This window comes from Micromonospora sp. NPDC007230, assembly GCF_042869115.1.
In the GTDB taxonomy this organism is placed as follows: Bacteria; Actinomycetota; Actinomycetes; order Mycobacteriales; family Micromonosporaceae; genus Micromonospora.
The window spans coordinates 63,986-88,382 of the sequence record NZ_JBIAFE010000006.1 but is presented as its reverse complement, the minus strand read 5'-3'; the positions used below and the strand labels follow the sequence as shown (position 1 = coordinate 88,382).

23 protein-coding genes and 1 pseudogene are annotated in these 24,397 nt (G+C 73.5%); 11 read left to right on the top strand and 13 right to left on the bottom strand.

Features of this window, described 5'->3' with window-relative positions; all coding sequences use genetic code 11:
• Positions 1 to 41: 41 nt before the first annotated feature.
• Positions 42 to 362: a type VII secretion target gene (locus tag ACFYML_RS10840; protein WP_387420392.1), complete on the bottom strand. Its 321-nt coding sequence runs from the start codon at positions 360 to 362 to the stop codon at positions 42 to 44.
• Between the two features lie 178 nt (positions 363 to 540).
• On the opposite strand from ACFYML_RS10840, the gene ACFYML_RS10835 reads away from it, so the two are divergent.
• The 3 genes from ACFYML_RS10835 to ACFYML_RS10825 all read left to right on the top strand — a co-directional run bounded on the left by ACFYML_RS10835 (position 541) and on the right by ACFYML_RS10825 (position 3,046).
• Positions 541 to 1,428 (top strand): ABC transporter ATP-binding protein, encoded by an 888-nt coding sequence (locus ACFYML_RS10835; RefSeq protein ID WP_387420391.1) that lies wholly within the window; start codon positions 541 to 543, stop codon positions 1,426 to 1,428.
• Positions 1,429 to 1,440: 12 nt separating this feature from the next.
• Positions 1,441 to 2,178, top strand: coding sequence for an ABC transporter permease (locus tag ACFYML_RS10830; RefSeq protein ID WP_387420390.1), 738 nt, complete (start codon positions 1,441 to 1,443; stop codon positions 2,176 to 2,178).
• 94 nt (positions 2,179 to 2,272) lie between these two features.
• Positions 2,273 to 3,046 (top strand): VOC family protein, encoded by a 774-nt coding sequence (locus ACFYML_RS10825; protein WP_387420389.1) that lies wholly within the window; start codon positions 2,273 to 2,275, stop codon positions 3,044 to 3,046.
• Between the two features lie 44 nt (positions 3,047 to 3,090).
• Here ACFYML_RS10825 and ACFYML_RS10820 read toward each other — a convergent pair whose 3' ends face one another.
• From ACFYML_RS10820 to ACFYML_RS10805, 4 genes and pseudogenes are all read right to left on the bottom strand, one after another.
• The gene (locus tag ACFYML_RS10820) at positions 3,091 to 3,930 is read right to left on the bottom strand and encodes an ABC transporter ATP-binding protein (RefSeq protein WP_387420388.1); all 840 of its coding nucleotides are present in this window, start codon (positions 3,928 to 3,930) and stop codon (positions 3,091 to 3,093) included.
• Positions 3,927 to 5,015, bottom strand: a complete 1,089-nt coding sequence (locus ACFYML_RS10815; RefSeq protein ID WP_387420566.1) for a FecCD family ABC transporter permease — start codon at positions 5,013 to 5,015, stop codon at positions 3,927 to 3,929. Before ACFYML_RS10815 ends, ACFYML_RS10820 begins: the two co-directional genes overlap by 4 nt.
• 142 nt (positions 5,016 to 5,157) lie before the next feature.
• Positions 5,158 to 6,096 carry an ABC transporter substrate-binding protein gene (locus tag ACFYML_RS10810; protein ID WP_387420387.1) on the bottom strand — a complete coding sequence of 313 codons (939 nt, stop codon included), beginning with the start codon at positions 6,094 to 6,096 and terminating at the stop codon, positions 5,158 to 5,160.
• 325 nt (positions 6,097 to 6,421) lie between these two features.
• A pseudogene (locus tag ACFYML_RS10805) lies at positions 6,422 to 7,732 on the bottom strand (M14 family metallopeptidase); the annotation flags it as partial.
• A gap of 205 nt (positions 7,733 to 7,937) precedes the next feature.
• Between ACFYML_RS10805 and ACFYML_RS10800 the strand changes: the two are divergent.
• Positions 7,938 to 9,272, top strand: a complete 1,335-nt coding sequence (locus ACFYML_RS10800) for a C39 family peptidase (protein WP_387420386.1) — start codon at positions 7,938 to 7,940, stop codon at positions 9,270 to 9,272.
• Positions 9,273 to 9,299: 27 nt separating this feature from the next.
• Complete coding sequence (locus ACFYML_RS10795) at positions 9,300 to 10,643, top strand: peptidase C39 family protein (protein WP_387420385.1); 1,344 nt, start codon at positions 9,300 to 9,302, stop codon at positions 10,641 to 10,643.
• 72 nt (positions 10,644 to 10,715) lie between these two features.
• Here ACFYML_RS10795 and ACFYML_RS10790 read toward each other — a convergent pair whose 3' ends face one another.
• From ACFYML_RS10790 to mqnE, 4 genes are all read right to left on the bottom strand, one after another.
• The gene (locus ACFYML_RS10790) at positions 10,716 to 11,201 is read right to left on the bottom strand and encodes a hypothetical protein (protein WP_387420384.1); all 486 of its coding nucleotides are present in this window, start codon (positions 11,199 to 11,201) and stop codon (positions 10,716 to 10,718) included.
• A gap of 122 nt (positions 11,202 to 11,323) precedes the next feature.
• On the bottom strand, positions 11,324 to 11,602 hold the full coding sequence (locus ACFYML_RS10785) for a DUF4229 domain-containing protein (RefSeq protein ID WP_073834133.1): 279 nt from the start codon (positions 11,600 to 11,602) through the stop codon (positions 11,324 to 11,326).
• 36 nt (positions 11,603 to 11,638) lie between these two features.
• Positions 11,639 to 12,061, bottom strand: a complete 423-nt coding sequence (locus tag ACFYML_RS10780; protein WP_387420383.1) for a hypothetical protein — start codon at positions 12,059 to 12,061, stop codon at positions 11,639 to 11,641.
• A 132-nt stretch (positions 12,062 to 12,193) separates the two neighbouring features.
• On the bottom strand, positions 12,194 to 13,363 hold the full coding sequence (mqnE, locus tag ACFYML_RS10775; RefSeq protein WP_387420382.1) for an aminofutalosine synthase MqnE: 1,170 nt from the start codon (positions 13,361 to 13,363) through the stop codon (positions 12,194 to 12,196).
• A 242-nt stretch (positions 13,364 to 13,605) separates the two neighbouring features.
• Here mqnE and ACFYML_RS10770 point away from each other — a divergent pair, with 242 nt between their 5' ends.
• The 4 genes from ACFYML_RS10770 (at position 13,606) to ACFYML_RS10755 (ending at position 19,519) form a co-directional block, all read left to right on the top strand.
• Positions 13,606 to 15,147 carry an NlpC/P60 family protein gene (locus ACFYML_RS10770; RefSeq protein WP_387420381.1) on the top strand — a complete coding sequence of 514 codons (1,542 nt, stop codon included), beginning with the start codon at positions 13,606 to 13,608 and terminating at the stop codon, positions 15,145 to 15,147.
• 112 nt (positions 15,148 to 15,259) lie between these two features.
• On the top strand, positions 15,260 to 16,498 hold the full coding sequence (locus ACFYML_RS10765) for a hypothetical protein (RefSeq protein WP_387420380.1): 1,239 nt from the start codon (positions 15,260 to 15,262) through the stop codon (positions 16,496 to 16,498).
• 184 nt (positions 16,499 to 16,682) lie between these two features.
• A complete protein-coding gene (locus ACFYML_RS10760; protein ID WP_387420379.1) occupies positions 16,683 to 18,749 on the top strand; it encodes a DEAD/DEAH box helicase in 2,067 nt (688 codons plus the stop codon).
• A 149-nt stretch (positions 18,750 to 18,898) separates the two neighbouring features.
• Positions 18,899 to 19,519, top strand: a complete 621-nt coding sequence (locus ACFYML_RS10755; RefSeq protein WP_387420565.1) for a putative glycolipid-binding domain-containing protein — start codon at positions 18,899 to 18,901, stop codon at positions 19,517 to 19,519.
• Between the two features lie 19 nt (positions 19,520 to 19,538).
• On the opposite strand, the gene ACFYML_RS10750 is transcribed toward ACFYML_RS10755, so the two are convergent.
• The 3 genes from ACFYML_RS10750 to ACFYML_RS10740 all read right to left on the bottom strand — a co-directional run bounded on the left by ACFYML_RS10750 (position 19,539) and on the right by ACFYML_RS10740 (position 22,014).
• Positions 19,539 to 20,630 carry a PLP-dependent cysteine synthase family protein gene (locus ACFYML_RS10750; RefSeq protein WP_387420378.1) on the bottom strand — a complete coding sequence of 364 codons (1,092 nt, stop codon included), beginning with the start codon at positions 20,628 to 20,630 and terminating at the stop codon, positions 19,539 to 19,541.
• A gap of 22 nt (positions 20,631 to 20,652) precedes the next feature.
• Positions 20,653 to 21,483: an SDR family oxidoreductase gene (locus ACFYML_RS10745; RefSeq protein WP_387420377.1), complete on the bottom strand. Its 831-nt coding sequence runs from the start codon at positions 21,481 to 21,483 to the stop codon at positions 20,653 to 20,655.
• Positions 21,484 to 21,555: 72 nt separating this feature from the next.
• The gene (locus ACFYML_RS10740) at positions 21,556 to 22,014 is read right to left on the bottom strand and encodes an Lrp/AsnC family transcriptional regulator (RefSeq protein WP_387420376.1); all 459 of its coding nucleotides are present in this window, start codon (positions 22,012 to 22,014) and stop codon (positions 21,556 to 21,558) included.
• A gap of 270 nt (positions 22,015 to 22,284) precedes the next feature.
• Here ACFYML_RS10740 and ACFYML_RS10735 point away from each other — a divergent pair, with 270 nt between their 5' ends.
• On the top strand, positions 22,285 to 22,551 hold the full coding sequence (locus tag ACFYML_RS10735) for a BldC family transcriptional regulator (protein ID WP_073834151.1): 267 nt from the start codon (positions 22,285 to 22,287) through the stop codon (positions 22,549 to 22,551).
• A gap of 30 nt (positions 22,552 to 22,581) precedes the next feature.
• Here the strand turns inward: ACFYML_RS10735 and ACFYML_RS10730 are convergent, their stop codons facing one another.
• Positions 22,582 to 23,226: a UbiX family flavin prenyltransferase gene (locus ACFYML_RS10730; protein WP_387420375.1), complete on the bottom strand. Its 645-nt coding sequence runs from the start codon at positions 23,224 to 23,226 to the stop codon at positions 22,582 to 22,584.
• A gap of 168 nt (positions 23,227 to 23,394) precedes the next feature.
• Between ACFYML_RS10730 and ACFYML_RS10725 the strand changes: the two genes are divergently transcribed.
• The gene (locus ACFYML_RS10725) at positions 23,395 to 24,390 is read left to right on the top strand and encodes a terpene synthase family protein (RefSeq protein WP_387420374.1); all 996 of its coding nucleotides are present in this window, start codon (positions 23,395 to 23,397) and stop codon (positions 24,388 to 24,390) included.
• The last annotated feature ends 7 nt before the right edge of the window (positions 24,391 to 24,397 follow it).

Sequence of the window (24,397 nt, the reverse complement as noted above, 5' to 3'; positions counted from 1 at the left end):
GCCTGATGATTCGCTCGCTACGCTCGCTCATGCAATCCCCCTCAGGCGCCCGGCACGAACATGTCGTTGGTCGCCACGTCGGTCCCGGTGTAGGCGTCGGCCGTGTCGCTCATCCCCTCGGCGATGTCGGCCATCGTCTCCGCGCCCTCCTCCAGACCCTGCAGGCACGCCTCGAACTGCTCCGCGTACGCGGCCGCGAGACTGAAGGACGCCGGCATGATCCCGAAGGCGACCCGGGGCACGTGCCCGTCGCGGAAGACCCGGGCCAACTCGTTGAACCGGGTCGCCCGATCCCGAGAGGCCGCGGCGAACGCCTTCAACGCCTCCGGTTGAACGTCCAGGTTCTTGCTCGGACTCGTCACGGACCCTCCCCAGTGTCCAGTCGGCACGCGTCCGTCGTCGCCGTGGCGCAAAGCGGCCGACGGGAATACCACACTAGGCGATCTGCCGTCGTCGCCCCGTCCCAGGGCGGCGGGGACTGGCGCCGGCGCGCTACACATGGGGCGGCACCGCTGTCGCCCGCACCCCGAGGAGTTTCCGATGATCCTGGCCCGCGCCGACCAGGTCAGCCGCCGCTACGGCGAGGTGCTGGCCCTGGACCGGGTCGACCTGACCGTCCACGCCGGTGAGCTGGTCGGCCTGCTCGGCCCGAACGGCGCCGGCAAGAGCACGCTGATCAACCTGCTGGTGGGGCTGCGCCGGCCCACGTCCGGCCGGGTGGAGCTGTTCGGCGGCGACCCGCGCGACCCGGCGAGCCGGCGCCAGCTCGGGGTGACCCCGCAGGAGACCGGCCTGCCCGGCACGTTGCGGGTCGGCGAGGTGGTCGACTTCGTCTCCGCGCACTTCCCCGACCCGATCCCCCGGGGCGAACTGCTCGACCGGTTCGGCCTCGCCGATCAGGTGAAACGGCAGACCGGCGGACTCTCCGGCGGGCAACGCCGCCGGCTCGCCGTGGCCCTCGCGTTCGTCGGCCGCCCGCGGCTGGTCGTCCTCGACGAGCCGACCACCGGGCTGGACGTCGAGGCGCGGCACACGCTCTGGGAGGCGATCCGCAGCTTCCACGCCGACGGCGGCACCGTGCTGCTCAGCAGCCACTACCTGGAGGAGGTGGAGGCCCTCGCCCAGCGGGTGGTGGTGATCGGCCAGGGCCGGGTGCTCGCGGACGACACGGTCGAGGCGATCCGGGGCATCGTCGGCGTACGCCGGGTCAGCCTCGTCGCCGACGACCTGCCGCCGCTGCCCGGGGTGGTCGCCACCGAGCACACCGACGGGCGTACCCACCTGCTCACCACGGACGCCGACCAGCTCGTCCGCGACCTGGTCGCCGCCGGGGTGGCGTTCCGCGACCTGGAGGTGCGGCCCACCTCCTTGGAGGAGGCGTTCCTCGCCATCACGACCGGCGACCGGGCCGCGCCCGCCACCGTCTGAGGAGAAGATCTCGTGCCGCTCGCCCTGGTCCACGCCCGTTTCCAACTTCTCGAGACCGTCCGGATCCCGGTCGCCATCTTCGGCAGCGCGTTCTTCCCGGCCGCCGCGATGCTCTTCTTCGTGGTGCCGTTCGCCGGTGACGACCCGGCCGGGGCCACCTACGCCACCTGCGCCATGGTCACCTTCGCGGTGATGAGCGCCAACATCTTCCAGTACGGGATCGGCGTCGCCGAGGACCGCGACCAGCCGTGGAACCCGTACACCCGGACGCTGCCGGCCGGTCCGGGGCCGCGCCTCGCCGGCCGGATCCTGGCCGGCCTGGCGCTCACCTACCTGTCCATGCTCCCGGTGGTGGTGATCGCGGCGGTGGCCACCGCGGCCCGGGTCACGCCGGCGCAGTTCCTGCTCGGTGCTGCCGGGGTCGCGGTGATCTCGGTGCCGTTCACGCTGCTCGGACTGGCCATCGGCTACTCGCTGCCGAGCAAGGCGGCGATCGTGGTCGCCCAGCTCATCTTCTTCCCCCTCGCCTTCGGCGGCGGCCTGCTCTCCGGCCCGGACGACGCACCCAGCTTCATCAAGGCGATCGCCCCCTACCTGCCCACCCGGGGCGCGGTGGAGCTGATGTGGGCGGCGGTCACCGACTGGCGGCCGAACCTGGTCTCCCTGGCCATGCTCGGCGTCTGGATCGTGCTGCTGGCCGGGGTCGCCGGATGGGCGTACCGGCGGGACGAGGGACGGCGCTTCACCTGACCTCTTGTCCGATTCCGGCCCGGCGGGCGACGGGACGGTGCCACGATGCCGGCAGGGCGTGTCAGCGGGGCCGCCCCCGGCGAGAGGGGTCAGCGTGAGCGGCGTCGAGCCCGGCACGCCCTGCTGGACCGACCTGGCCACGCCTGGGCTGGCGGACGCGAAGCGGTTCTACCCGGAGCTGTTCGGCTGGACCGGCCGCGTCTCCCCGGAGCCGGCGGCCGGCGGCTACACGGTCTTCCTCAAGGATGGGCGGGCGGTCGCCGCGGCGGGCCCGCCGGCCGCCCCGGACCAGGTGCCGATCTGGTCGACGTACGTGGCGACCGACGACGCCGATCTGGTGGCCACCCGGGTGGAGGCGGCCGGCGGCCAGGTGGTGGTCGCCCCGTTCGATGTCTTCGACCAGGGCCGGATGGCGGTCCTCTCCGACCCGGCGGGCGCGGTGTTCAGCGTCTGGCAGCCGATGGCGATGCGCGGCGCGGAGCTGTTCAACGCTCCCGGGGCGATGTGCTGGAACGAGCTGGTCACCTCCGACCCGGAGGGTGCGCGGGACTTCTACGCGCTGGTCTTCGGCTGGCACGCGGAGGAGCAGCCGACGCAGCCCGCCCCCTACACGGGCTGGCGGTGTGGTGCCCGGATCGTCGCGGGCATGACGCCACCGCTGGAGGAGCTGCCGGCCGACCTGCCCGCGTACTGGTCGGTGTGGTTCGCGGTGGCGGACGCCGAGGCCACCGCCGCCCGCGCCGCCGAGCTGGGCGGCACGGTCCTGGTCCCGCCCCGGGACACCCCGCGGGGCCGCCTCGCCGCCCTCCGCGACCCCGAGGGCGCCCTCTTCTCCGTCCTCACCCTACGTCCCGGCCACACTGGTTGATCATGTCGTGCGCGACCCCGGCGGGCTGCGGCAACAACTTCTGATCAATCTGGCCGGGGGCGGGGGCGGACCGGGACGACGAGCGGGCCGTGGTCGCCCTGGATGACGCGGACGTGGGCGCGGTAGTGGTTGGCGAGCAGGTCCTCGGTGAGCACCTCCCGAGGTGGGCCGGCCGCGGCCACCCGGCCGTCGGCGAGCAGGACCAGCCGGTCGGCGTACTCGCCGGCCACGGAGAGGTCGTGCATGGTGGCGAGCACGGTCAGGCCGTGCTCGCGGCGGAGCCGGTCGACCAGCTCCAGCACCTCCTGCTGGTGGCCGATGTCCAGCGCGCTGGTCGGCTCGTCCAGCAGCAGCAGGGTGGCGCCCTGCGCCAGGGCACGGGCCAGGAAGACCCGCTGCCGCTCCCCACCGGAGAGGGTGGCCAGCTCCCGGTGCCCGAACGCGCCGAGGTCGAGCCCGTCCAGCACCTCGTGCACGGCGGCCAGGTCGGCGGTCGACTCCCGGCCCAGCGGCGGGATGTACGGGGTACGCCCGAGCAGCACGTAGTCGAACACCGACATGCCGGCCGGCACCACCGGGGACTGCGCCACCGTGGCGACGACCCGGGCCCGGTCCCGGCGGCGGAGGGACTGGATCGGCGTACCGAACAGGGCGACCGCGCCCGGCGCGGGCAGCAGGCCGCCGACGGCGCGCAGCAGGGTCGACTTGCCAGCGCCGTTCGGGCCGATGACGGTGACCCACTCGCCCGCCGCGACGGTCAGGTCCACGCCCGCCAGGATCGACGTCCCGCCCAGGTCGACGTGCAGGTCGCGCACCTCGACGGCGCTCGTCGTCGTGGCGCTCCGCGCGCTGAGCTGACGATTCGCTCGCTGACGCGCGCTCATGTGAACACCCGGCGGGAGGTGCGCAGGACCAGGACGAAGAACGGGCCGCCGAGCAGCGCGGTGACCACGCCGATCGGCAGCTCGGAGGGGGCGGCGACGGTCCGGGCGGCCACGTCGGTCAGCGCCAGGAAGGCCCCGCCGAAGAGCATTGACAGCGGCAGGATCACCCGGTAGCTGGACCCGGCCAGCAGGCGTACGGTGTGCGGCACGATGATGCCGACGAAGCCGATCAGCCCGGAGGCGGAGACCGCGGCGGCGGTGCCCAGCGACGCGGCGGCGATCAGCAGGTAGCGCGAGCGCTGCGGGTGCAGCCCCAGGCTGGTGGCCTCGTCGTCACCGACGGAGAGCACGTCCAGCTCCCGCCGGTGCAGCAGCACCACCACCGCGGTGAGCACGAAGTACGGCAGCACCAGCCGGACGTCCTGCCAGCCGGCGGTGGCCAGCCGTCCGAGCAGCCACGAGTAGACCTGCTGGATGCTCTCGGCGTGGCGTTGCAGCAGGTAGGTCTGCCCGGCGGCGAGGAACGCGGACACCGCCACCCCGGCCAGGATCAGCGTGGCGGGCGACCGGTCGCGCCCGCCGGCCGCGCCGAGCAGGTACGTCATGGCGACCGCGCCGAGGGAGCCGACGAACGCGGCGAGCGGGATGGTCAGCGGCATGCCGCTCAGCGCCCCGCCCGCCCCGACGCCGAGCGCGATCACCGTGGTCACCGCGAGCCCGGCGCCGGCCGCCACGCCCAGCAGGTACGGGTCGGCCAGCGGGTTGCGGAAGACGCCCTGGTAGCAGCCGCCGGCCAGGGCCAGCAGCGCGCCGACCAGGAGGCCGAGCACGGCCCGCGGCAGCCGCAGCTCGGTGACGATGGCGATCTCCCGCTCGGTGAGCCCGCTGTCCAGGTGCACCCCGGGCAGCAGGTTGAGCAGTTCGGCGGCGACGCTGCCGGGCGGCAGGCTGACCGGGCCCAGCGACACACCGGCCAGCAGCGCGACCAGCACCGCGCCGAGGCCGGCGAACAGCCAGCGTTTCCGTAGCCCGGCCGGCCGGACCGGGGCACCCGGCCCGGCTGCGGCGCGCCGACGACCGGGCACCGCCCCGCCGGCCCGCCCGGGGCCGGTGCGGGTGGCCGGCGCGGTCGCTGAGTCGGTCGGGGACCCGCCGGACGGCCGGGACGCCTCGGGCGCCCCGGCCGTCGGGCCGGCGGAATCCGCTGGTCGCACGGTCACCGGTGGGTCACGCCGGAACCTTGGCGGTGGCGTCGACGATCGCCCGGACCAGGTCGACCACGCGCGGGCCCCAGCGCGAGGCGATGTCGTCGTCGAGGGCGACGATCTGGTTGTTCTTCACCGCGGTCACCCCCGCCCAGCCGCTGCGGGCCTTGACGGTCTCCGGGGACTGCTGGCAGCACTTGGTGTCGGACAGGAAGACGAAGTCGGGGTTCGCCTTGACGATGACCTCCTGGGACAGCTGCGGGTAGCCGCGCTTGGTGCCGTCGGCGTCCGACGGGTCGGCGATGTTCTCCAGGCCGGCGAGGGCGTAGATCGAGCCGATGAAGGTCTTGCTGGTCGCGGTGTACAGCTCCGGGCCCAGCTCGTGGTAGTAGGTGAGCTTCTTCGCCCGCTGCGGCAGTTCCTTGGTGAGCGCGGCGATGTCGTCCTTCATCTTCTTGGTGACGTCCGCCGCCTCGGAGGCGTGGCCGGTCAGCGTGCCCAGGTCGGTGATCTGCTGGTACGTGTCGTCGAGCGTGGCGGCGGCCGGGGTGAGCAGCACCGGGATCTTCAGCGTGGTGAGCTGGTCGACGATCTTGTTGATGTCGTTGGAGAGCACCACCAGGTCGGGGTTCTTGCCGGCGATCGCCTCGGCGTTCGGCTGGAAGCCGGACAGGTCGCTCTTCGGCGCCTCCGGCGGGTAGTTCGACTGGTCGTCGACGGCGACGACCTGCTTGCCGGCCCCGATGGCGAAGAGCATCTCGGTCGCGCTCGGCGAGAGCGAGACGATCTTCTCCGGGCGCTTCTCCAGGGTCAGCTTGCCGACGGTGGCCGGGAACGCGGCAGCCGCAGAGCTGCCGCCGGCGGCCGGGGTGTCGGTCGAGGTCTTCTCGGCGCAGCCGCCGAGGAGGAGTGCGCCGACCGCGAGGGCGGTGGCGAAGAGCCGGGGGGTACGTCTGGACATCGGTCCTCCTGTCGGTCGAGGAGCTGGTGCTTCGCCGACAGGACCGCCTGGGCTCGCCCGTCCGCGAGGCGCCCTTCCTCGAGAGCGCGTGTCGCGACCGTGCCGCAGGCGACCTGGCTCGTCCCCGCAGTCGTCAGCGCCGGCCGGTGGGCCGACGCCGCGTGCGGGGCATCACAGTTGCGGGACAGCGCCGGTTTCGCACCGGCTTCGCTGCGGGTTGGTCGGTGCCACGGTAGCGCATGACCAGCGGAGATCGTCCGGACGGGAGGGGTGGGTGAGGGCTCCGCCCGGGGTTGCCGCGGAGCCCCACCCGCGAGTCACGTCAGCAGTACTGGGTCTGCTTGCCGATCGCCCGATACGGGCAGTCGGCGTACTCGGACAGCAGCAGCACGGCCTCCCGGTTGCGGGAGGTCTGCGCGGGGATCACCTCGTCGGGCGGGTAGAAGCCGCCGCCGGAGGCCGATCCCGGGTACATCTCGAAGGTGTACGCCCAGATCCGGTGCGCACCCCACATCCAGTCGATGCTGGTGCCGTCGGCGATGTACAGATCGCTGGACTGCTCCGGCGTGTAGCCGTTGCTGGAGGCCATCTGCCGGCCGATGGTGGCGAAGGTGTTGTACTGGTCGGCGGTCATCCCGCTGGGGGTGTTCGCGCTGGTGTAGCCGAAGGGCCAGAGCACCAACTGCGAGTAGGTGTGGAAGTCGATGTTGGCTTTGAGCTGCTGCACCCCGCCGACCACCCGGCTGTTGACGAAGTTGCGCAGCGCCTGCGTCTCCGGTGCGGAGAAGGCGGACGGGCCGCGGTAGGTCTCCGACGAGGTGGAGCCGGAGGAGCCGCCGCAGCAGCCCCACTGGTACGACCAGTTCCGGTTCAGGTCGGTGCCGACGTACGACGAGCCGCTGTTGGGTTGCCGGTTCTTCCGCCAGGACCGGTACGAGCCGGTGGCGATGTCGTACTCACTGCCGTCGGGGTTCAGCGTGGGGACGATCCAGATCTCCCGGGAGTTGACGATGTTGGTGATCCGGGAATCGGTGCCGTAGTTGTCGGTGAAGAGGTCGAGCAGGTAGATCGCCATCTCGACGGTCAGGTGCTCGCGGGCGTGCTGCTGGGCGTTGAAGAGGATCTCCGGCTCGTTCTCGTCCGTGCCGACGTTGTCGGAGATCTTCACCGCCATCAGGTCCCGGCCCTGATACGAGGTGCCAATGCTGAGCTTGCGGGCGATGGCCGGATGGTCGGCGACCACCTTGTTCACCACGGCGGTCAACTCGGCGTAGTCGTGGTAGTTGGAATCGGCGGGCGGGAAGGCGTAGGCGGTCGCCCCGGCGGCGGGGGCCGGGGCGACGTCCTTGTCGAGCCGGAAGCCGAGCCGGGTGATCGCGGCGGCTTCCGCGCTGGTCGCGGTTACGTGCAGGACGCCGTGTTCGGAGTAGTCGATCGCCGCGCCGGTGCGCGCGACGGCGTTCCGGTCGGCGAGCGTACGCGGACCGAGCACGCGGTAGCCGACGGCAGCCGGCTCGCTGGACCGGTCCGGGGTGGGCCGAGCGGCGGCCGGACCGGTGGTGACGGTGACGAGGGTCAGGCCGACGGCGGCGGCGAGGGCCAGCCGGCGGCGGAGCAGGGACGTGCGGAACGCCATGGACAACCTCCTCGGGGTACGGAGATCCCGCGTCCGCACACTTCAGCAGGAGTCACATGGTCATATCAATATTCGTCGTTGCATCGACCCCATCCCGATCGGGTCCTCATCCCGGCAATGATTTTCCATCCTTTGACCTCTGGCGAAAGTTCCCTCCAGGCGCGACAGTGAACGGCAACGATGCCCGTTTCCCTGGGGAGCTGCCATGGCCATGAGACCCCTGCGCGCGGCCGCCGTCGCCGTCACCGCACTCGCCATCCTCGGCACCACCAGCCCCGCCGGGGCCGCGAAGCCGGCCACCGGGACCACCACGGCCACCCACGACGAACAGATCACCTGGCAGGGCTGGTCGGGCGCGGCCTGGTCGGCCGGCGCCGCCGCCGGCACCACGGTCACCGCCGCCGGCCTCGCCCTGGGCACCCCGGTCGGCACTGTCCAGTACAAGGACCCGCACCGCAGCGTCCGGCGCAACTGGGCGTACGGGACCTGGACGTCGCCGCTGACCGAGGTCGGCTTCGGGGCCACCGAGCTGGTCGCCTCCTGGAACGCGGACACCCCCGCCGGCACCTGGCTCCAGGTCGAACTCCAGGGCACCTACACGACCGGCGTCCGCACCCCCTGGTACGTCATGGGTCGCTGGGCCTCGGGCGACGCCGACATGACGCGGACCAGCGTCGACCGGCAGGGCGACCGGACCTCCAGCATCTGGACGGACACCTTCGCCATCAACAACCCCGGCGCCGGGGTGCTGCTGCGGGCGTACCAGCTCCGGCTGACGCTCTATCGCGACCCGGCCGGGACCGCCTCACCCGTGGTCCGGTCGGTGGGCGCGATGAGCTCGACCGTGCCGGACCGGTTCACGGTCACCCCGAGCCCCGGCCACATCGCGTGGGGCACCGAGCTGGCCGTGCCGCGCTATTCGCAGAACATCCACGCCGGCCAGTACCCGCAGTACGGCGGCGGCGGTGAAGCCTGGTGCTCGCCCACGTCCACGGAGATGGTGGTCGAGTACTGGGGCCGCCGGCCGTCCCCGGCCGACACGTCCTGGGTGGACCCGAGCTACGCCGACCCGACCGTCGACCACGCCGCCCGGATGACCTACGACGCCCAGTACGGCGGCACCGGCAACTGGCCGTTCAACACCGCGTACGCGGCCACCTTCCCCGGGCTGGAGGCGAAGGTGACCCGACTGCACTCGCTCGACGAGATCGAGCACTTCATCGCCGCCGGCATCCCCGTGGTGACCAGCCAGTCCTTCCTCGCCAGCGAGCTGGACGGGGCGGGCTACGGCACCGCCGGGCACCTCATGGTGGTGATCGGCTTCACCGCCACCGGCGACGTCATCGCCAACGACCCGGCCTCGCCCAGCGACGACGCCGTCCGCCACGTCTACCGGCGGGACCAGTTCGAGCAGATCTGGCTCCGGACCAAGCGGACCACCGCCAACGGCGGCACTGGCACCGGCTCCGGCGGCGTCGTCTACCTGATCAAGCCGACCACCGTGGCCTGGCCCTCGGTGGCCGGTTCCACCAACTGGTGATTTCCCCTACCCACCCATGGAGATGACATGATCAGACCCGCCCTACGCGCGGCGGTCGCCCTCGCCGGCGTCGCCGCGCTCAGCCTCCTCGGCACCGCCGTGCCCGCCCACGCGGACAACAACCTTCCCGTGGTCGCCCACGACGAGCAGATCACCTTCCAGGACTGGTCGAAGTACCCGGACTGGCGCACCGGCACCCACCAGGGCACGCACGCCATCCCCGGCCACCGCACCGGGATCACCATGGGCGAGCCGGTCGGCACCGTCCCCTACACCGACAAGCACACCGGTGCCACCCGCACCTGGGAGTACGCCACCTGGACCTCGCCGGAGCGGCAGATCGGCTTCGACGCCACCGAGCTGGTCGCCTCGTGGAACGCGGAGACCCCGGCCGGCACCTGGATCCAGGTCGAGCTGCACGGCACGTACAACACCGGCCAGCAGACCCCCTGGTACGTGATGGGCCGCTGGGCCTCCGGGGACCAGGACATCAAGCGGACCACGCTGGACGGCCAGGGCGACCCCTGGTCGACCATCTGGACCGACACCTTCTCCATCGACGACGCCAAAAAGGGCGTGCTGCTCCGGTCGTACCAGCTCCGGCTGACCCTCTACCGGGCGCCGGGGCAGGCCGCCTCGCCGCGGGTCTGGATGCTGGGCGCGATGAGCTCCAACGTGCCGGACCGGTTCACCGTCACGCCGAGCAAGGGCGGGATCGCCTGGGGCACCGAGCTGCCGGTGCCCGCCCGTTCCCAGATGATCCACCGGGGCAACTACCCGGAGTGGGGCGGCGGCGGCCAGGTCTGGTGCAGCCCGACGTCGACCACGATGGTGCTGGAGTACTACGGCAAGCTGCCCTCGACTGAGGACATGTCCTGGATCACCCCCGGCTACACCGACCCGCAGGTCGCCTACGCCGCCCGCATGACCTGGGACTTCGAGTACGAGGGCGCGGGCAACTGGCCGTTCAACACCGCGTACGCAGCCAGCTTCCCGGGCATCGACGCCAAGGTCACCCGACTGCACTCGCTGGACGAGGTGGAGCGCTTCATCAAGGCCGGTATCCCGGTCATCACCTCGCAGTCCTTCCTCGGCAACGAGCTGGACGGATCGAACTACGGCACCTCCGGGCACCTGTTCGTGATCGTCGGCTTCACCGCCGACGGTGACGTGATCGTCAACGACCCCGCGTCGTCCTCGAACGACGCGGTGCGCAACGTCTACAAGCGGGCGCAGTTCGAGCAGATCTGGCTGCGCACCAAGCGGTACCGGGCGAACGGCACGGTGGCCGGCGGCTCGGGCGGCATCGCCTACCTGATCAAGCCGACGGACCGGGCCTGGCCGGTCGTGCCGGGCTCGACCAACTGGTGACGGGACGGGCCCGGCATCGTCCCGCTCGGGACGGTGCCGGGCCCGTCGGTACGGTCCTGGGGTCGCCCGGCGCTACGCGGACGGCGCGAACGAGGCGGGCGGGGTCGACGGCCGGGCCGCCTCGCGGCGGCGACGGATCGCCCGCACGATGATCACCACCCACACCACCAGGGCGATCACGCCGCCCAGGGTGAGCCCGGTGACCAGCAGGTACGTCGACCCGCCGGTGGTGGAAAAGACGCCCGCGCGGGCGCCCGTGTCGCGGGCCGGGGCGGTGGCGCCGGCGGTCAGCCCGTCCGGCGCGTCGTAGAGGATCACGTCGGTGCGCCGGGCGTCGCCCTCCGTGGCGACGAAGTCTCCGCGCCACTCGCAGTTGCGCCGGCCGCACTCCTCGTTCACCGCGGTGAACGTGCCCGGCGTTCCGCCACCGTTCTTCGCCTGCCAGGTCGGGGCGAGGTCGGTGGCACCCATCATCAGTCCGATGGCGGCGATGACCGGCAGGCCGATCCAGACGAAGACCTTGGCCCGCCACCCGTTGATCGTGTTCAGCAAACTCACAGCGGCCGACCTTAGCGGCGCCGCCGCCATCCTGCTGCCCCGTTTCCCGCGCCGCACGGCCCGGCCGGTTACCGGGGCGGCGGTCGCGACCCGGCCGACGCGGAGGGCGGACGACCGCCGGCCTACTCCTCGCGGCGCGGCTCGGCCGGCGCGGGCTGGTCCTCGCCGGCGAGCGCCGAGCGCAGCCGCTCCTTCTCGGCCCGCCGCCGGTCCGACGCCTCCGCCATCTCCCCGGCCATCTCGTCCCGCCAGCCACGGAGCAGGAAGAACGACAGCGCGGCCGAGAAGACCAGCGCCAGCATCAGCCGCAGGAACGGGTTCATGTCGACGAACCAGAGGGCCGCCAGCACGCCGACGAACAGCCCGATCCGGCCCAGCGTGTACTTGACCGCCGCGCTCACGTTCGCACTCCGTTCTCCATCACCGGTGGGGCGGCCTCAACTCGTACGCCGGGCCAACCAGTGCACGCCCTGAAACCAGATCACCGCGTAGACCACGGTGAACACCGCCGCGGCCAGCGCGCCGGAGAGCAGTGGCGGCAGCCCGGCGGCCAGGCCGGCCGCGAGCAGCCCGGCGACCACCCCGACGAAGAGGCCGCCCAGCGCCGCCACCACCCGGGCCGCGCCGAACTCCCAGGCCCGGAAGTCGTCCCAGAAGAGCCAGACCGGCAGGATCACCGCCAGCCAGCCGTTGGTCCGGCCGAACCCGCCCGCGCCCATCGTGGCGAACGCCCACTCGAAGAGCACCAGCGCCAGCACCCCGATCACCAGGCCGGCCAGGCTCACCCCGAGCAGGTCGCCCAGGGTGAGAATGCGCCCCTCCGCGTCCCGCCGGGGAAAACCGCTCCGCTGCTCGCTCATGACCCTACGAGGGTACGCGAACCCGCTGAGCGGCCACGACTGGCCGGCCGGGAGGGAGTCACGCGCCGGACAGCCAGCAGGTGAACAGGCGACGGCGACAACTGCGCCGGCCCGCGCGGGCCGGCGCCGAGGTCAGGCCCAGACCTGCTGCGGCTCGGTCCGGCGCTCGGCCAGCGACGGGGCCGTGTCGTACTCGCGGACGGTCTCGTAGCGGGTGTTCCGCTCGACCGGGCGGAAGCCGGCGTCCCAGATCAGGTGCAGCAGGTCGTCCCGGTGCATGGTGTTCGGCGTGCCGTACGCGTCGGCGTCGTGGGTGATCTTGTATTCCACGACCGAACCGTCCAGGTCGTCCACCCCGAAGTTCAGCGAGAGCTGGGCCACCGAGAGACCGTGCATCACCCAGAAGCACTTCACGTGCGGGACGTTGTCGAAGAGCAGCCGGGAGACGGCGAAGGTCTTCAGCGACTCGGCCGGGGACGCCATCGTGGTGCGGGCCTGGATCCGGTTACGGATCTTGCCGTCCGCGGAGTCGACGAAGTCGTGCTGGTAGCGCAGCGGGATGAAGACCTGGAAGCCGCCCGTCTCGTCCTGCAGCTCACGCAGCCGCAGCACGTGGTCGACCCGGTGCCGGGGCTCCTCGATGTGGCCGTAGAGCATGGTCGACGGGGTCTTCATGCCCTTCGAGTGGGCCAGCCGGTGGATCCGCGACCAGTCCTCCCAGTGGCAGGCGTGGTCGACGATGTGCTGCCGGACCTCCCAGTCGAAGATCTCCGCGCCGCCGCCGGTCAGCGACTCCAGGCCGGCGTCCATCAGCTCGTCCAGGATCTCGTCCGCGCTCAGGCCGCTGATCTTCTCGAACCACTGCACCTCGGTGGCGGTGAACGCCTTGAGGTTGACGTTGGGCAGTGCGGCCTTCAGCTCCCGCAGCACCTTCGGGTAGTAGCGCCAGGGCAGGCTCGGGTGCAGCCCGTTGACGATGTGCAGCTCGGTGAGCTGCTCGTCCTCCATCTCCTTGGCCTTGCGGACCGCCTCGTCGATACGCATCGTGTAGGCGTCCTTCTCACCCGGCTTGCGCTGGAACGAGCAGTACGCGCACGAGGCGGAGCAGACGTTGGTGAGGTTGAGGTGCCGGTTGACGTTGAACATCACCCGGTCGCCGTTCAGCTCGGTGCGCTTGTGATGGGCCAGCCGCCCGAGCCAGGCGAGGTCGTCGGACGCGTAGAGGGCGATGCCGTCCTCGCGGCTCAGCCGCTCTCCCGCGTAGACCTTCGCTTCGAGCTCGCGCTTGAGTCCGGCGTCCATCCGAAAGCCACGTCCCTTCCACCTGCGGTCCCGGTCGAGCGTACGTCGGCCCTCCGACGAACCGGCGACGCGGTCAACCGCAGCGACCAAGTTCACCGGCCGCCCGTTCGGCCGTCACCCTCCGCACATCGACATAGCTGCGCCGGTGAGGTAAGACAGGATGGGGCGGAACACACACTGGCACCGTCCCGGTTCACCGCGCCCACCTCGCGCGGAAGACGCCACACCGGACGGGGAGCGGAATGGGCTACAGCAAGCAGGGCCGACGGCAACGACGCAGGAGCCCGGTGATCTCTCCGGTGCTGCGGCCGAAGCTCTGGTCCGCTCTGCTCGGCGTGGTGGCGGCCGCGGCGCTCGCCACCCCGGTCTGGGCCGATCCGCTTCCCGACACCATCCCCAACGCCGGCTCCCGGCCGCAGGTCACGGGCACCTTCCAGCTGCCCGGCTCGGTGCCCGGCATACCCGGCGTCACCCCCTCGGGCGGGCTCGGCGTCACCAACCCGGCCGACGGCCCGCTGATCGCCCAGATCAACCAGGCAGACACGCGGGTCGCCCAACTCGGCGAGGACCTGATCCGGCTGAAGGGCGACCGCGATGCGGCGCAGGCCCAGCTCGCCACCGCCACCGCCACGCTCAGGGAAGCCGAGGACGCGCTCGCCCAGGCCCGGCGGAAGGCCGAGACGACCGCCGCCGACGCGGTCAAGGCCGCGGCCGCGCTCCCGCCCGGCGACTTCGGCACCGACCTGCGCGACCTGAACGCCCTGCAGCGCATCATCCGCGGCGACAAGGCCGAGGGCGCCACCGGCGCCGTGGACGGCGAGGTCGCCCGGGCCACCGCCGCCGAGAAGATCGCCCGGGAGGCGTACACGGCCGCGCAGCAGCGCGCCACCGACACCGCCGCGGCGTACACCAAGGCCGAAGCGGACCTGCGCCAGCAGGAAGCCGCGCTGCTCAAGCTGCGGAAGGACAACGCCGCGCTGCTGCTCGAGGCGGCCCGGCGCGAGGACGCCGCCGAGCAGCAGATCGGCAGCTCGTACGTCAGCAACCAGAGCGTCAGCGGGATGGTTGCCCACCCGACGGCGCTGGCCGCCGTGCGGTACGCCCTCGCCCAGCTCGGCGACCCGTACCTCTGGGCGGCAGAAGGGCCGGATCGCTTCGACTGCTCCGGGCTGGTGCTCGCCTCGTACCGGTCGGCCGGCTACCGTGGCCTGCCGCGGGTCTCCCGCGACCAGTACTACGCCACCCGCTCCCGCACCGTCGACCCGAACGCGCTCCTCCCGGGTGACCTGCTCTTCTTCGCCTCCGGGAGCAGTTGGACGACCATCCACCACGTCGCCATGTACATCGGCAACGGCAAGATGGTCGAGGCGCCGCGCACCGGGGACGTCGTCAAGATCTCGGTGGTCCGCTGGAGCCGGCTCTACGCCGCCACCCGGGTGGTCGGCGCGGTCCCCGCCCCGGCCACCCCGACCCAGCCGACCACTCCGGCGACGCCGAAGCCCACCCAGACGGCCACCCCGAAGCCCACCCAGACCGCCAGCCCGAAGCCGACCAAGCCGCCGACGCCGCAGCCCACCTCGCCCAGCCCCAGCCCGTCGACCTCGCCGAGCACCTCGCCGTCGCCCAGTCCGTCCGACTCGCCGTCCCCCTCGGCGACGAGCGGCTCGCCGACCACCGCGCCGAGCGACGCGGCCAGCAGCGCGCCGGCCTCGACGACGAGCGCCGCCGATCCGTCCACCAGCGCGGCGGAGAGCAGGTCGGCCAGCCCGAGCACCGGGAGCTGACCCAACCGTCCACTCCGGCTGTGCGGCCGGGCCGGAATGTGGCACGGTGAGACTCAGGCACTCCCGGCCGGCGCCACGGCCCGGGGGCGAGTGCGGGTGCGGAGGGGCGAGCATGGGCGAGCACGAAGTTCCGGCGGAGACGGTCCACCCCGGATCCGAGCCCGACCGCACCGACCGGCCGGCCGGGACGGAGACCGGCCGAGCCGGCGCTGCACCCGCCGCAGTCGTGGTGGCCAGGGCCCGGGTGGGTGTCCCCGCCCGGGCGGTCCCGGACCGCCCGTCCGACCAGGACGGCGCGGCGGCCGGCGGTCCCGGATCGGTGCCGACGAGCGCCGCGCCCGCGCCACGGGTCTCCGGTTCCGCACGGGTGCCCGTCCCCGGGGGAAATTCGCCGGCACCGGTGCCGCCCATGCCGCGCGCCGAGGCGGAACAGGCCCGGGCCAGCGCCGCCGTACCGGGGCTGAACCGGGTCTCGCCGGGCGAGGTCGCCGACGCGGTGGTGGCGAACGCCGGGGTGGCCAAGGTCTACCGCGGAAATCCGGTCAACCCTGAGCCGCCCGAGCCGGCACAGCCACCGGAGCCGGCTCAACCACCGACGCCGCCCACGCCGGAACCCGAGCCGGCGCCGACCCCCGTACCGGGCCCGACCCCACCGTCGCCGGCGCCGCCCATACCGGAACCGGAGCCGCCGTTCCGCCCGACGCCGCCGGTGCCCAACCCGCCGCCCGGGCCCACCCCGCCGGGACCGGTCCCGCCGATGCCGACGCCGCCGGCGCCGCCACCGGCCCCGCCGGTGCCCGCACCCCCGCCGCCGCCCGGCCCCATGCCGGCCCCGCCGTTCCCGCCACCGCCCGCGACTGCCGGTGTCCTCGGGTCCCCGTCCGCGCCGACCGCTCGGGCGAGCGCGTCGGTCTCGACGCCGCCCGCGTCGGCCGCCGCCCCGCCGCTGGTGCCGGCACCCGCGCTGCCGACCTGGCTGCCCTCGACCACCCCGACCGGGCCGGCCGATCGCGGCGGCGCCCCGGCGCACCCGGCGAGCCGGCCGCCCGCCGCGCCGACCTACCAGGGCGGTCCCGACCTGGCCGGCACGGCGTACGGCGGCACCGACGGGCCCGGCTTCACCACCGTGTCGTTCCCGCAGGGCAGCCCGCTGGAGAACTCCGGCTCGCTGACCGGGCACATCCTGGCTCAGGGTTGGGCCGAGGACGCCCCGGCGACCCGGTCCCGCAACACCAGGGTGGTGATCGTGCTGGCCGCCTCGCTCGCCCTGCTGATCGCGATCAGCCTGCTGGTGGTGTTCCTGGCCAACGACGCGCTGAGCGGGTTGACCGGCGCTGCGGTGAGCAAGTGACGGGGTGAGCCCGCCCACTACGGCCTCGCGGCACCGCGCCGTACCCATCGTCCCGCCGTACACTTGTGGCGATCACTGACCCGGCGCGCCGTTGCGCGCCCATGGGCGATCTTGCGGGCGATTCGGCGGCGTGCAGCGCTGCGGCAGGCCATCGCGAAGATGCGCCCCGCTCGAAAGGCATTTCTTGACCACCTTCGCCGCCCCTGGCACGTCCCCGTCCGCCGACTTGACCCCGATGCCGGAGCTTCCGGCCACCGAGACCCCCGACTTCGCCGCCCTGGGCCTGCCCCGGCAACTGGTCGACGCGCTGGCCCGCCAGGGCATCACCACCCCGTTCGAGATCCAGCGGGCCACCCTGCCGGACGCCCTCGCCGGCCGGGACGTGCTGGGCCGGGGCCAGACCGGTTCCGGCAAGACCCTCGCCTTCGGCCTGCCGGTGATCGCCCGGCTCGCCGAGCGCAACCGGGCCCGGCCGCTGCACCCGCGCGCGCTGGTCCTGGTGCCCACCCGCGAGCTGGCCATGCAGGTCAACGACGCGCTGGTGCCGCTCGGCAAGTCCGTCGGCATCTTCCTCAAGACCGCCGTCGGCGGCGTCCCGTACGACCGCCAGATCGACGCGCTGCGCCGGGGCGTGGAGATCATCGTGGCCACCCCGGGGCGGCTCGGCGACCTCATCGAGCGCGGGGTCTGCCGCCTCGACGACGTCGAGATCACCGTGCTGGACGAGGCCGACCAGATGGCCGACATGGGCTTCCTGCCCGAGGTCACCGAGCTGCTCGCGAAGACCCCGGCGGGCGCCCAGCGGCTGCTCTTCTCGGCGACCCTGGACAACGACGTGGACACGCTGGTCAAGCGGTTCATGACCGACCCGGTCACCCACTCGACCGCGCCGCCCACCGCTGCGGTGTCCACCATGGACCACCACCTGCTGCTGATCCCGCCGCACGACAAGTTCGCCGTGGCGGCCTCCATCGCGGCCCGGGACGGCCGCACCATGCTCTTCGCGCGTACGCAGCTCGGTGTGGACCGGCTGGTCGAACAGCTCGCCGCGGTGGGCGTACGCGCCGGCGGCCTGCACGGCGGCAAGACCCAGCGGATGCGTACCCGGACCCTGGCCGAGTTCCGTGAGGGCCGGATGAACGTGCTGGTCGCCACCGATGTGGCGGCCCGGGGCATCCACGTCGACGGGGTGTCGCTGGTGCTGCACGTGGACCCGCCGAAGGACCCGAAGGACTACCTGCACCGGGCGGGGCGTACCGCCCGGGCCGGCGAGTCGGGTGCGGTGGCGACCCTGGTGCTGCCGAAGCAGCGCCGGACCACGCTGGCCATGCTGGAGAAGGCGGGCGTCGAGCCGGCCCAGACCCGGGTCCGCGCTGGCGACCCGGCGCTGGCCGAGCTGACCGGTGCCCGCGAGCCGAGCGGGGTGCCGGTCCGCGACGAGCCCGAGCCGCGCCGGCACGGCGACCGCCCGTCCGGCCCACGCCGCTTCGGCGACCGCCGCGAGCGGAGCTACCCGGACCGGGGCGAGCGCAGCTTCGCGGACCGAGGCGAGCGCCGCGAGCGGAGCTTCGCCGACCGCGGCGAGCGCGGCCACCCGGACCGGGGCGAGCGCCGCGAGCGCAGCTTCCCGGACCGCGGCGAGCGCAGCTTCACGAACCGGGGCGAGCGCGGCCACCCGGACCGGGGCGAGCGCCGCGAACGGAGCTACCCGGACCGCGGCGAGCGCAGCTTCACGAACCGGGGCGAGCGCGACTACCCGAACCGGGGCGAGCGCCGCGAACGGAGCTACCCGGACCGCGGCGAACGCACCTTCACGGATAGGGGCGAGCGCCGCGAGCGCAGCTACCCGGACCGCGGCGAGCGCAGCTACCCGGACCGCGGCGAGCGCAGCTTCCCGGACCGGGGCGAGCGCCGCGAGCGGGGCTCCGTCGACGGGCGCGGCGAGCAACGGTACGGCGACCGCGGTGACCAGCGCTCCGGCCGCCCCTCGTGGGAGCGGCGCGAGCCCGCCGCGGACCGGCGCTTCGGCGACCGGGACCGGGGCGCGTTCGACCGCGACGGCCGGGGCGAGCGGCGCTTCAGTGACCGCGACGGGCGGGGCGAGCGGCGTTTCGGCGACCGCGACGGCCGAGGCGACTTCCGGCCGACCGACCGCCGGGGCGGGTTCCGGCCGGAGGGCCGGGGCCGCGACGACCGGTCGCGCGACGACCGGCGCGGCTTCGGCGGGCGGCCGCCGGCCCGCACCCACTGACCGGGCGAGAATCGCCGGCCGGACGGGAATCCCGCCCGCCGGCACCACCAGCCTGATGGACGCCGCCGTCGAGCGACTGCTCGGCGGCGGCGTCGCCGCATCCCGCGACGGCGTCGGTCGGGTGGCGTAACGTCCGGTTCATGCCCACGATGCCGAAGTCGTTCTTCTGGTCCAGGACCGACACCGCCGGTTCGGAGCACGCCGTCCTCGACGACCGCCAGGGCCTCACCGCGCAGGGCGTGATGCTGGCCGTGGACCCGATCCCGTACACCTGCCGGTACCGGCTGACGGCTGGCGCGGACTGGTCGACGACCCGGCTGGAGGTCGAGGCCGACGGCGCCGGCTGGGCGCGGAGCGTACGCCTGGAACGCGACGGGGACGGGTGGCGGGTGCGCACCGGCGAGGAGGGCGACCTGGACGCGGTGCTGGCCGCGGCCGGGCATCCGCCCGCCGGGCTGCCCGGCACCGACGAGCCGGACCGGCTGGCCGCGGCGCTCGACGTCGACCTGGGCGGTGCCGCGCTGTTCAACACCCTTCCGATCCGCCGGCTCGGGCTGAGCCGGGCTCCGGCGGAGCAGGCCCGGCGGATCGCCGTCGCCTGGGTGCTGGTGCCGGGCCTGGCCGTGATCCCCGCCGAGCAGATCTACACCTCGCTCGGGCCGGCCCGGATCCGCTTCGCCAGCGACAGCTACACCGCCGACCTGGACCTCGACCCGAACGGCTTCGTGGTGCGCTACCCGGGGCTGGCCGAGCGGGTCTTCCCCGGCTGACCCGCCTGCCCGAGCCGGGTCAGGCCGGCCAGGCGCCGGTGGCGAGAAAGCGGTCGATGGTGGCCTGGTGCGGGGCCAGGTCCAGCCCCTGCCCGGCCACCCAGTCGTCGGCGTAGTACGTGTCCGCGTACCGGTCGCCGGCGTCGCAGATCAGGGTCACCACCGACCCGCTGCGCCCGGCGGCGATCATCTCCGCGATCAGCCCGAACGCGCCCCACAGGTTGGTGCCGGTGGAGCCGCCCACGCGGCGGCCGAGCACCGCCGAACCGGCCCGCATGGCGGCCAGCGACGCGGCGTCCGGCACCTGGACCATCCGGTCCACCACCGAGGGCACGAACGACGCCTCGACGGTGGGCCGCCCGATCCCCTCGATCCGGGAGCCCCGGCCGGTCCGCACCGACCAGTCGGCGGCCTGCCAGGCGGGGTAGAACGCGGAGTTCTCCGGGTCGACCACGCAGAGTTTGGTGGGCAGCCGGCGGTAGCGGGCGTACCGGCCGATGGTGGCGCTGGTGCCGCCGGTCCCGGCGCCCACCACGATCCACGCCGGTACGGGGTGCCGCTCCAGCGCGAGCTGCGCATAGATCGACTCGGCGATGTTGTTGTTGCCCCGCCAGTCGGTGGCCCGCTCGGCGTACGTGAACTGGTCCATGAAGTGCCCGCCGGTGTCCTCGGCCAGCCAGCGGGCCTCGATCACCACCTTGGCCGGATCCGGGACCAGGTGGCAGCGCCCGCCCTGGAACTCGATCTGGGCGATCTTCTCCGGCGAGGTGCTGGCGGGCATCACCGCGATGAACGGCAGCCCCAGCATCCGCGCGAAGTACGCCTCGGAGACCGCGGTCGAGCCGGACGACGCCTCGATGATCGTGGTCGCCGGCCCGATCCAGCCGTTGCACAGCCCGTACAGGAAGAGCGAGCGGGCCAGCCGGTGCTTGAGCGAGCCGGTGGGGTGCACCGACTCGTCCTTGAGGTAGAGGTCGATGCCCCACTCGCGGGGCAGCGGGAAGGGGAGCAGGTGGGTGTCGGCGGAGCGGTTTGCGTCCGCCTCGACCGTGGCGATCGCCTCGGTCACCCAGGCTCGGCTGGCCTCGTCACACCGGTCGAGATGAGTCACGCCGGCAACGTTACAAGCGAGGTCAGCTCGCGCCCGGGGGGACCCGGCGCGCCTGCCGGCGCTGGCCGGCCCGACCGGCGGCCCGGATCACCGGGGTGAGGGCCAGGGCGAGCCGGGGGAAGGTGTCGAGGAGCCGGACCTGGGCACCGCGCCAGCGCGGCAGGCTGACCACCGGGCGCGGGCGGCGGGCCAGCCGCGCCGCCCGCGCGGCCACCCGCGCCGGCGTGAGCAGCGACCCGGTGAAGGAGGCCAGGGCCCCGGGGTCGTCGAGCTTGTCGTGCAGCATCGGCGTCCAGATCCCGTCCGGGCAGAGGCACGACACGTGTACGTCCCGGACGCCGGCCATCCGCAGGTCGGCCAGGGTGCCCAGGCTGAACGCGAGCAGGGCGTGCTTGCTGGCCGCGTAGACCGTCTCGCCGGGGGCGGCGATCAGCCCGGCCAGGGAGACGATGTTGAGCACGTGCCCGTGGCCCTGTCGGCGCATGACCGCCAGCGCGGCGAGCGTCCCGGTCATCGCGCCGAGCGCGTTCACCTCGACCAACCGCCGGCGGGTCGCCGCGTCGTGCGTCCAGGCGGGTCCGGTGGCCAGCAGGCCGGCGTTGTTCACCCAGAGCCCGAGCCCGCCGGCGGCCCCTGCCGCCGTGGCGGCGACCTCGGCGCAGGCGGCCTCGTCCCGGACGTCGAGCCGTCGGGACCAGCCGCCGAGCGGCGCCGCGGCGGCGGCCACCGCCTCGGCGGACACATCGGTGAGCAGGACGCGCCATCCGTCGGCGTGCAACGCGGCGGCGATGGCCCGGCCGAGCCCGCCGGCCGCCCCGGTCACCACGGCCGCTCCCCGCGCCGAGATCGTCATCGGCGCACCGTATCCCCGCGGCCAGGTCAGGACCAGAGGTCTCAGGGGACCGGCCACGCCGGCGCGAGCCGGTCAGGAGGCGGACGGCTCGATCGGCTGGGGCCGGTTCTCCCACTTGGTCGACAGGGCGATCCCGGTACGGGTGGAGGCCACCCCGGGCGTCCGGTTCAGCCGGACGATGAGCTGCTCCAGCTCGGCGATGGTGCCCACCCGGGCCTTGAGCAGGAAGGACTCGACCCCGGCCATGAAGTAGCAGGACTCGATCTCGGGCATCTGCCGGAATGCCTCCAGCACGTCGTCGGTGTCGGCGTTGGAGTCCTCGACGATGCCGATCAGCGCGGTGACCCTGAGCCCGACCGCCTCCGGCTCGACCTCGGCCCGGTACGCCCGGATGACCCCGCTCGACTCGAGCTTGCCGACCCGCTCGTGCACCGCCGGGGCGGAGAGCCCGACCTGGCGGGCCAGCTCGGCGTACGACAAACGGGCGTTGCCGCGCAGCAGCTCCACGAGGCTCAGGTCGATCGCGTCCACGGAGTGTCACCCTATCCGTTCGGGCGTAACGCCCGACGGTCGGCAACAGTTGAACATGACGTCATGTAACGGTTCACAAACCAGCAGTCAGGGCAGTTCTCGGCCGGTACCATTTACTAACTTCTCACTTCCGTGCGTTTTTCGCGTTTTGGCGGACAGGCCAGGTCGCTGGTGCTGTAATTGCCATACGTCCCTCATGACGGCTCTGGGCTCGCACCGGCCGGGGGCAGTGTGTTCAGCCGGGGGCTTCGTCGATGCGAGGAGGGGGCTGTGGACACTGGAGATCGCCTGCTGACACCGGGTGAGGTCGCCGCGCTGTTTCGGGTTGACCCGAAGACCGTGACGAGATGGGCAGCGGCCGGCCGGATAGGCAGCATCCGGACTCCAGGCGGGCATCGCCGGTTTCGGGAATCGGAGGTACGGGCTCTGCTCGAGGGGGAGGGCATGCTGGACGAGGCGGAGGACATGGGCAAGTCGCGCAACATGGGCCCGACCGCCTCGACCGGCCCCGGACCGGCGAACGCCGGCATGTACTGAGTCGGTAACAATCGGCACGCGGGCCGGCCGTCAGGCCCGGTCCGCGTCCCGCCGGGCCGCGGCCAACTCACCCGACCAACGACGAAACAGCGTGTGCGGTACGCCGAGCGCGTCCAGCACCTTGCCGGCCACGAAGTCGACCAACTGCTGGGCGGAGGCCGCCGCGCCGGCACCGTAGAAGCCGGGGCTGGCCGGCAGCACGACCGCACCGGCGTCGTGCAGGGCGATGAGGTGCTCCAGGTGGCTGCGGGTCACCGGAGTCTCCCGCGGCACCACCACCACCGGCCGCCGTTCCTTGAGGTTCACCTCGGCGGCGCGCTGCAACAGGTCCTTGGAGAGGCCGATCGCGATACCCGCGCAGGCCGCGGTGCTCGCCGGGACCACCGCCATCCCGCGTACCCGGTAGGAGCCGCTGCTCGGGCCGGCCGCCAGATCGCCGGCGGGCCAGTGCCGCAGGTCCGCGTCGGTGAGGTCGCGGCCCAGCCAGGCGGCCAGGTCGTCGGCCCAGTGCGCGTCCCGGAAGGCGCGGCCGGTCTCGTCCAGGATGGTCAGCCGGGCGGCCCGGGAGACGATCAGATCCACGGCCTCGCCGGCGTCGAGCAGGCCCCGGATGACCGCGGCCGCGTACGGCGTGCCGGAGGCCCCGGAGACGCCGACCACCCATGGTTCGCGCATACCGTCAAGCGTGCCTGGTCGGCCGGGCGGCCGGGCGGGGACCCCCCACGGCACGCCCGGGCCGTCCTGCTTGTCCCACGACAAGCGCCGTTGTCCGACCGGGGCGGCGGGCGCCCCGTCGACCTGCCATGCTTCCGACGGTCATTCATGTCCATGAAGGGATCGGTGATGACGGAGGCGGTGCTCCGCTCGCTGCGGTCCGAGTGCCCGATCCGGCCCCGGCTCTCGCCGTACGCGGACGGGGTGCAGGAGTGGCTGGGCGACCAGCTCGACCGGCTCGGCCTGCTCCGGGACGCCGCCGCCCGGGAGCGGCTGGCCCGGGCCGGTTTCGCCCGGTACGCCGGCCGGCTCTACCCGGACGCCACCGAGCCCGACCTGCGCACGCTGGCCGCCCTGTTCGCCTGGTTCTTCCTGGTCGACGATCTCTGCGACGGGCCGGGGCGGCCGGACCCGGCGGGCATCCGGGCACTGCGGGATGGGACGTTGGCCCTGCTCCGGGAGGGCCCCCGGGCCCGCCACCCCGGCTTCTCCGGTCCCCTGCGCCGGCTGCTCGTGCAGGCGTGGCGGGAGCCCCGGCGGCGGATGCCGGCCCGCTGGCGGCTGCGCTTCTCCGACGCCGTCGCCGACCATCTCGACGGTGCCTGGCGGGAGGCGGCCGCCAAGGCCGCCGGCCGCCCGCCCGGGATCGAGGAGTACGTGGCGCTGCGCCGGGCCACCTCGGCCGCGTACGTGTCGTACCCGCTGATCGAGTTCGCGACCGGCCGGCCGCTGCCCGACCCGGTCTACCACCATCCCGCGCTGCGCCGCCTCGCCGAGCTCGCCAACGACCTGCTCTCCTGGTTCAACGACCTGGCCTCGCTGGACCGCGACCGGGCCACCGCCGGCGGCCACAACCTGGTGCTGGCGCTGGCCGCCGAGCGGGGCGTGCCGGCGGCGGACGCGGTGGCGCTGGTCGCCGACCGCTGGCGGACCGAGATGGCCCGCTTCATGACGCTGCGCGCCGCCGTACCGTCGTTCGGCCCGGCGCTGGACGGGTCGGTCGCCGTCCACCTCGACGGCTTCTCGAACGCGGTCCGCGGCACCGTCGACTGGACCCTGGAGAGCGCCCGCTACCCGGCCGGCTCCACCCGCCGACCCGGGCTCACGGGCACCGCCGCCCGCTGACCTTCGA

Bases quoted from the DNA above. Each gene is read 5' to 3' on its own strand.
- ACFYML_RS10745 (WP_387420377.1), bottom strand. From the start codon at position 21,483: ATGACGATCTCGGCGCGGGGAGCGGCCGTGGTGACCGGGGCGGCCGGC.
- ACFYML_RS10795 (WP_387420385.1), top strand. From the start codon at position 9,300: ATGATCAGACCCGCCCTACGCGCGGCGGTCGCCCTCGCCGGCGTCGCC.
- ACFYML_RS10820 (WP_387420388.1), bottom strand. From the start codon at position 3,930: ATGAGCGCGCGTCAGCGAGCGAATCGTCAGCTCAGCGCGCGGAGCGCC.
- ACFYML_RS10800 (WP_387420386.1), top strand. From the start codon at position 7,938: ATGGCCATGAGACCCCTGCGCGCGGCCGCCGTCGCCGTCACCGCACTC.
- ACFYML_RS10725 (WP_387420374.1), top strand. From the start codon at position 23,395: ATGACGGAGGCGGTGCTCCGCTCGCTGCGGTCCGAGTGCCCGATCCGG.
- ACFYML_RS10810 (WP_387420387.1), bottom strand. From the start codon at position 6,096: ATGTCCAGACGTACCCCCCGGCTCTTCGCCACCGCCCTCGCGGTCGGC.
- ACFYML_RS10770 (WP_387420381.1), top strand. From the start codon at position 13,606: ATGGGCTACAGCAAGCAGGGCCGACGGCAACGACGCAGGAGCCCGGTG.
- ACFYML_RS10765 (WP_387420380.1), top strand. From the start codon at position 15,260: ATGGGCGAGCACGAAGTTCCGGCGGAGACGGTCCACCCCGGATCCGAG.
- ACFYML_RS10730 (WP_387420375.1), bottom strand. From the start codon at position 23,226: ATGCGCGAACCATGGGTGGTCGGCGTCTCCGGGGCCTCCGGCACGCCG.
- ACFYML_RS10835 (WP_387420391.1), top strand. From the start codon at position 541: ATGATCCTGGCCCGCGCCGACCAGGTCAGCCGCCGCTACGGCGAGGTG.
- mqnE (WP_387420382.1), bottom strand. From the start codon at position 13,363: ATGGACGCCGGACTCAAGCGCGAGCTCGAAGCGAAGGTCTACGCGGGA.
- ACFYML_RS10780 (WP_387420383.1), bottom strand. From the start codon at position 12,061: ATGAGCGAGCAGCGGAGCGGTTTTCCCCGGCGGGACGCGGAGGGGCGC.
- ACFYML_RS10755 (WP_387420565.1), top strand. From the start codon at position 18,899: ATGCCGAAGTCGTTCTTCTGGTCCAGGACCGACACCGCCGGTTCGGAG.